At 43.4% G+C, this 5,672-nt stretch carries 7 protein-coding genes and 1 pseudogene; 7 read left to right on the forward strand and 1 reads right to left on the reverse strand.

Annotated features, from left to right (window positions below):
* The 3 genes from prfA to B4H32_RS07025 all read left to right on the forward strand — a co-directional run.
* A partial coding sequence (prfA, locus tag B4H32_RS07015; RefSeq protein WP_286801037.1) for a peptide chain release factor 1 occupies positions 1–755 on the forward strand: 755 nt, incomplete at its 5' end.
* Complete coding sequence (prmC, locus tag B4H32_RS07020) at positions 755–1,573, forward strand: peptide chain release factor N(5)-glutamine methyltransferase (RefSeq protein WP_004680861.1); 819 nt, start codon at positions 755–757, stop codon at positions 1,571–1,573. The genes prfA and prmC, both read left to right, overlap by 1 nt.
* A 116-nt stretch (positions 1,574–1,689) precedes the next feature.
* The gene (locus B4H32_RS07025) at positions 1,690–2,460 is read left to right on the forward strand and encodes a 3-hydroxyacyl-CoA dehydrogenase (RefSeq protein ID WP_004680860.1); all 771 of its coding nucleotides are present in this window, start codon (positions 1,690–1,692) and stop codon (positions 2,458–2,460) included.
* Between the two features lie 37 nt (positions 2,461–2,497).
* On the opposite strand, the pseudogene B4H32_RS07030 reads toward B4H32_RS07025, so the two are convergent.
* Positions 2,498–2,770, reverse strand: a pseudogene (locus B4H32_RS07030) (flavin reductase family protein); the annotation flags it as partial.
* 149 nt (positions 2,771–2,919) lie between these two features.
* On the opposite strand from B4H32_RS07030, the gene B4H32_RS07035 reads away from it, so the two are divergent.
* The 4 genes from B4H32_RS07035 to B4H32_RS07050 all read left to right on the forward strand — a co-directional run.
* The gene (locus tag B4H32_RS07035) at positions 2,920–3,648 is read left to right on the forward strand and encodes a HesA/MoeB/ThiF family protein (protein ID WP_378251358.1); all 729 of its coding nucleotides are present in this window, start codon (positions 2,920–2,922) and stop codon (positions 3,646–3,648) included.
* A gap of 57 nt (positions 3,649–3,705) precedes the next feature.
* A complete protein-coding gene (locus tag B4H32_RS07040; protein ID WP_286801043.1) occupies positions 3,706–5,004 on the forward strand; it encodes an ABC1 kinase family protein in 1,299 nt (432 codons plus the stop codon).
* 28 nt (positions 5,005–5,032) lie between these two features.
* Entirely contained in the window at positions 5,033–5,413 is a 381-nt protein-coding gene (folB, locus tag B4H32_RS07045) for a dihydroneopterin aldolase (protein ID WP_286801044.1), read from the forward strand.
* Positions 5,370–5,672 (forward strand): 2-amino-4-hydroxy-6-hydroxymethyldihydropteridine diphosphokinase (locus tag B4H32_RS07050; RefSeq protein ID WP_286801045.1); only part of this gene is annotated, 303 nt, incomplete at its 3' end. The genes folB and B4H32_RS07050, both read left to right, overlap by 44 nt.

Genomic DNA, 5,672 nt, shown 5'->3' on the forward strand with positions numbered 1-5,672 from the left:
ATCTGGAAATTCGTGCGGGAACAGGCGGTGATGAGGCTGCAATTTTTTCAGGTGACCTGTTCCGTATGTATAGCAAATATGCTGAGAATCAAGGCTGGCGTATCGAAGTGCTTTCTGAAAATGAAGGTGAGCATGGCGGTTATAAGGAAGTGATCTGCCGTGTCGATGGAGAGGGTGTCTATGGTCGCCTGAAATTTGAAAGTGGCGCACACCGTGTACAGCGTGTACCTGCAACCGAATCACAAGGTCGTGTGCATACCTCCGCATGCACGGTTGCCATTCTGCCAGAAGTTGATGTCGATACCACAGTGGAAATCAATCCTGCCGATTTACGTATTGATACCTACCGTGCATCGGGTGCGGGTGGTCAGCACATTAACAAAACCGATTCTGCGGTGCGTATTACTCACATTCCATCAGGTGTGGTGGTGGAATGTCAAGAAGAACGTTCCCAGCATAAGAACAAAGCCAAAGCGATGGCGTTGTTAGTATCACGTCTGGAAAATGCAAAACGTGCAGCGGCTGATGCGGCAACTTCTGAAATGCGTCGTGATCTGGTGGGTTCAGGTGACCGTTCTGAGCGTATCCGTACCTACAACTATCCACAAGGACGGATGACCGATCACCGTATTAACCTGACTTTATATAAGCTGGATGCAATTATGGAAGGCGATTTAACTGAATTGCTGGATAGCCTGCATCGTGAATATCAGGCAGATCAGTTGGCAATGCTGGCACAGGAAAATGGTGGCTAATGAATATTGCTCAGGCTTTAGAGATTAAAGGCGAAATTGATAGCTATGAGCGTCAGGAAGCTGCCTGGCTACTTGAGCATATTATAGGTGTCAGTATTTTAGAGCTTAAATTTAGGCTTGAGCAGGAATTGACAGAAATTCAGCAGCAAACTTATTTGGATGGGCTGGCCCGAATTGAACAGGGTGAGCCTTTGGCCTATGTCACAGGCTCACAACCATTCTGGACGCTGGATTTAAAAGTCACCCATGACACTTTGGTGCCACGTCCTGATACCGAAATTTTGGTGGAAACGGTTTTAAATCTTCCGCTTGCTCAAGATGCCAATATTGTTGATCTAGGCACAGGCACAGGCGCAATTGCATTGGCGCTTGCCAGTGAGCGTCCAAAGTGGCAAGTGATTGCAACTGATATTTATCAGCCAACGCTGGATGTTGCCAAAGAAAATGCCTTAAAGCATGGCTTAACTCAGGTTAAGTTTGCCTGCGGTGCTTGGTTTGAGGCTTTAGATCAACAAAGCTTTGATCTGATTGTCTCTAATCCACCGTATATTGATCCTGATGATCTCCACATGCAAAAGCTGAAATCTGAGCCTGAACGGGCGTTGATTGCAGCCAATCATGGTTTAGCGGATATTGAAACGATTATGCGTCAAGGCAAAGACTGGTTAAAACCACACGGCTGGATTGTGCTTGAACATGGTTATGATCAAGGTCAGGCGGTGTGTGACATCTTTGAGCAGTACGGTTTTAACCAAATCCAGACCATCAAGGATTATGGTGGCAATGATCGGGTGAGCTTGGGACAGAAGCTAGATTAAATAAGAATCGCCAAAAACGACATGTATTGTGCGATATTAAGATATTGCATTTGTGATCATAATAATTATGCTAAGTGCCGAACATTTATAATTTTTATGTAAACAGGAATATTCCAATGAAAATTCAGGGAAAACACTTTGTTATTACAGGTGGTGGTTCTGGTTTGGGAGCTGCAACCGCAGAATATCTGGTGGAAAAAGGCGCATCAGTTACGCTGGTTGATATGAATGTTGAGGCAGGCGAACAACAGGCACAGGCATTGGGTGAAAAGGCTGAGTTTGTAAAGCTGGATGTGACTGATGAACAGGCGGCGGAACAATTCTTTCAAGATGTCATTGCCAAGCATGGCAGTTTACATGGCTTGGTCAACTGTGCAGGCATTGGCCCATCTGCAAAAGTGCTGGGCAAAGAAGGTGTACATGATTTGGTAATGTTCTCCAAAACCTTGCAGATCAACGTGACTGGTACATTTAATATGCTACGCTTTGCTGCTGAGGCCATGAGTAAGAATACAGTTGAAGCAGACGATGAAGACCGTGGCGTGATTGTCAATACGGCTTCAGTTGCAGCTTTTGATGGTCAGATTGGTCAGGCTGCCTATTCAGCTTCAAAAGGTGCGGTGGTTGCCATGACCTTGCCGATTGCCCGTGAATTGGCGCGCCATGCGATTCGTGTCATGGTCATTGCACCTGGCATTATGGAAACGCCAATGCTGAAAGGCTTGCCACAAAATGTACAGGATGCTTTGGGGCAAATGGTGCCTTATCCATCACGTTTGGGTCGTCCTGAAGAATTTGCGCGTTTAGTTGCACACATTGCTGAAAATTCATATCTGAATGGTGAAGTGATTCGTCTGGATGGTGGCATCCGTATGGCGGCTAAATAAGATTTAAGATTGTGAAAAGTAGAAAAGCGATGGAATAAACCATCGCTAGTTGATGCACCATATCAATTTGATCGAAACAGGCAACTTGTAAGGCAAAATAACCACTTTGCTCAACCAGTTGCCTTGTCTTGGTACTTTTATCCAGTACAACCGTAACTTTGGCAGGTGTTATTTCCAGTGCACAGGCCCATGCCGCTGCCATTACATCCTGATCTTCGCCGTGCTGGGCAGAAACGAGTACAGTGGGGCCATGATTTAGCAATCGATAGGCTTTCGGAAGTTCAACGGGTATGATTTCTGGGACACTCAAATGGTTAAGCTATTCTATTTGTCAAAATAAAATTTATTACTTTCCTCAAAACATACATCCACTTAAAATCAGCAACATGATTGAGCTATACAGAAGCAAGCCACGTGTCACAACATCCAGAAAATGAATTTGAACTCAGTAATGATGAAATGCATCTCTACAGTCGACAAATTTTATTGGAGGGTTGGGATATCGAGGCGCAAGAAAAACTCAAGCTTGCCAATGTGCTGATGATTGGCGCTGGTGGAATCGGCTGTACCAGTGCGGAACTGCTGGCGCGGGCAGGTGTGGGTAAAATTACCATTATTGATGCGGATACCATCGAAATCAGCAATTTGCAAAGACAGATCGCATTTACTTCAAATGATTTAGGTCATTATAAGGCAGAAGTCTTAGCCAAACATCTTCAAAAAATTAATCCTCATATACAGGTGAACTATCAAAATAGTCGTTTTGATGAAAGTAATGCTGATGAATTGGTACGGCACCAAGATGTCGTTTTAGATGGTTGTGATAACTTTAGTACCCGATATTTAGTTAATGCGCTGTGCAAAAAACATCAAGTTCCCTTGATTAGTGCTTCGGCCATTGGCTTTGAGGGACAATTATTTATGGTTGAATCAGATTCAGCATGTTATGAGTGCCTGTTCCCAAAAGAGCAACATGCCAATGAAAATCTACGCTGTGCAGACTCTGGTGTTTTGGCAACAACACCTGTCACAATTGCAGCATTACAGGCTCATCACGCATTACTGTTTTTAGGGCTTGGTTTAACGCCACTCAGGCAAAAATTATTACTTTGGAATGGTTTAAACCTTTCCCAACGCATTTTACAGTTTGAAAAAGATGAAAATTGTCCGATTTGTCAGGCAACTTGATCAGTAAATTAAGCAAAATTTGCTAAACTAACGCCATCTATGAGGCACTGAAAGATTATGAAAAGAAATATTTTATTTGATGGACTGCGTTCCATTGGGCGTATAGGTGAAACTGTGATTGTTGCGGCACAGGCAGGTGTCAAATATGCAACAGAAAAACCAAGCAATGCTAAATTGATGCGTGAAACTTTTGAATCATTGGGTTCAACTTACATTAAGCTAGGACAATTTATTGCCAGTACCCCATCTTTATTTCCTCGTGAATATGTTGAGGAATTTCAAGGCTGCCTAGACCAGACGCCAACCTTACCTTTCAGCTATATTCAGGGCGTATTGAATGAGGAGTTTGAGGGCAGGAACCTCAATGAAATTTTTAGTTTTATTGATGAAAAACCATTGGCTTCTGCATCAATCGCGCAGGTGCATGCCGCAAAATTGGTTACAGGCGAAGATGTGGTAATTAAAGTCCAAAAGCCTGGTGTGGAAACCATTCTATATACCGATTTAAATGTGGTGCATTGGGCAACCAAGCTGCTGGAACGTGCTGTACCTAAAATCAAGTTCGCATCACTTTCCGAGATTGTTGATGAAATCAAGGTCCGTATGGTACGGGAAGTGGACTTTATTGAAGAGGCGCAAAATCTGGATGATTTCATTCAATATCTGAATGTTTCGGGTAATCAGGCTGCCACAGCACCAAAGGTTTACCATCAGTTTTCGACTCGCCGTGTGTTAACCATGCAACGTCTTTATGGTGTGTCATTAACTGACTTTGATGTGGTAAAAAAATACGCAAAAGACCCAACCCAAGTGCTGATTACCGCGATGAATACATGGTTTGGAAGTTTAATGCTGTGCAAGAGCTTTCATGCCGATTTACATGCTGGAAACCTGATGTTGCTTGAAGATGGCCGCATTGGCTTTATTGACTTCGGTATTGTAGGTCAGTTAAACCCAGAGGTCTGGAGTGCATGTATGGCATTTATGGACGCGCTACAACATACCAACTATACGGCAATGGCTGAAAACATGCTGAAAATGGGCATGACTCATCAAAAAATTGACACTCAGGTACTTGCAGATGACTTGGAGCGTCTGTTTAGTGGTGTGCTCTTGGCCGATCCTCAGGAAATTCTAAGCTCTAATCCAGCAGACCTTAATGACATCATGATGGATATGATTGGCGTAGGTGAGCGTCACGGTATCAAGTTTCCGCGTGACTTCGCCTTGTTATTCAAGCAAATGTTATATTTTGATCGTTTCATGCGTGTTCTCGCACCATATACCGATATTTATGCTGACCAGCGTTTGAAAATGGTTCACAATATTCAACCTGCTTCATTGTTAAAGCATTAATCTTATTTATCGGTTTATTAAGGTCATTATGGATGCCATTATTATTGAGGGACTAAAGGTCGATACCGTAATCGGTTGTTTCAACTGGGAACGTCAGATCATCCAACCTTTGATGCTGGATTTAATCATTCATCATGACCTGACTCAGGCTGCATGTTCAGATGAGTTGGGCGATACACTCAACTACGCCCAAATCTGTGAGCTTGCTTCACAAGTAATTCAGCAAGCCAAGCCCAAACTCATTGAGCACGCTGCTCAACTCGTATTGAACTGTTTATTTTCTACATTTCCATCTATTGAATCGATTAGCATTACCATTCGTAAACCCGCGATTATTGCCCAAGCAAATGCAGTAGGAATTCGCCTTGAACGCAACAGAAACAATTTTTGCGCTCGCACTGGCCAGTAATGTTCAGCAGCAGCAAAATTTCACTTTTGCCTATGCTCAACTTGCAGAACTGGGGCATGTGGAATTTTCACCGATTTACCAGATTCCATGTCGGGATGGAATTGGCGCAGATTACTGGAATTCAGCCTGCCTATTACGAAGCACTTTATCGGTTGATGACATTATCGAGACTTTAAAACGATTAGAGACACAGTCGGGACGTGTTCGCCCATCGCATCAGATTAGTCTGGATATTGATGTGATTGCATGGGGCACAAAC

Source organism: Acinetobacter sp. UBA2063 (assembly GCF_002333245.1).
Lineage (GTDB): Bacteria > Pseudomonadota > Gammaproteobacteria > Pseudomonadales > Moraxellaceae > Acinetobacter > Acinetobacter parvus.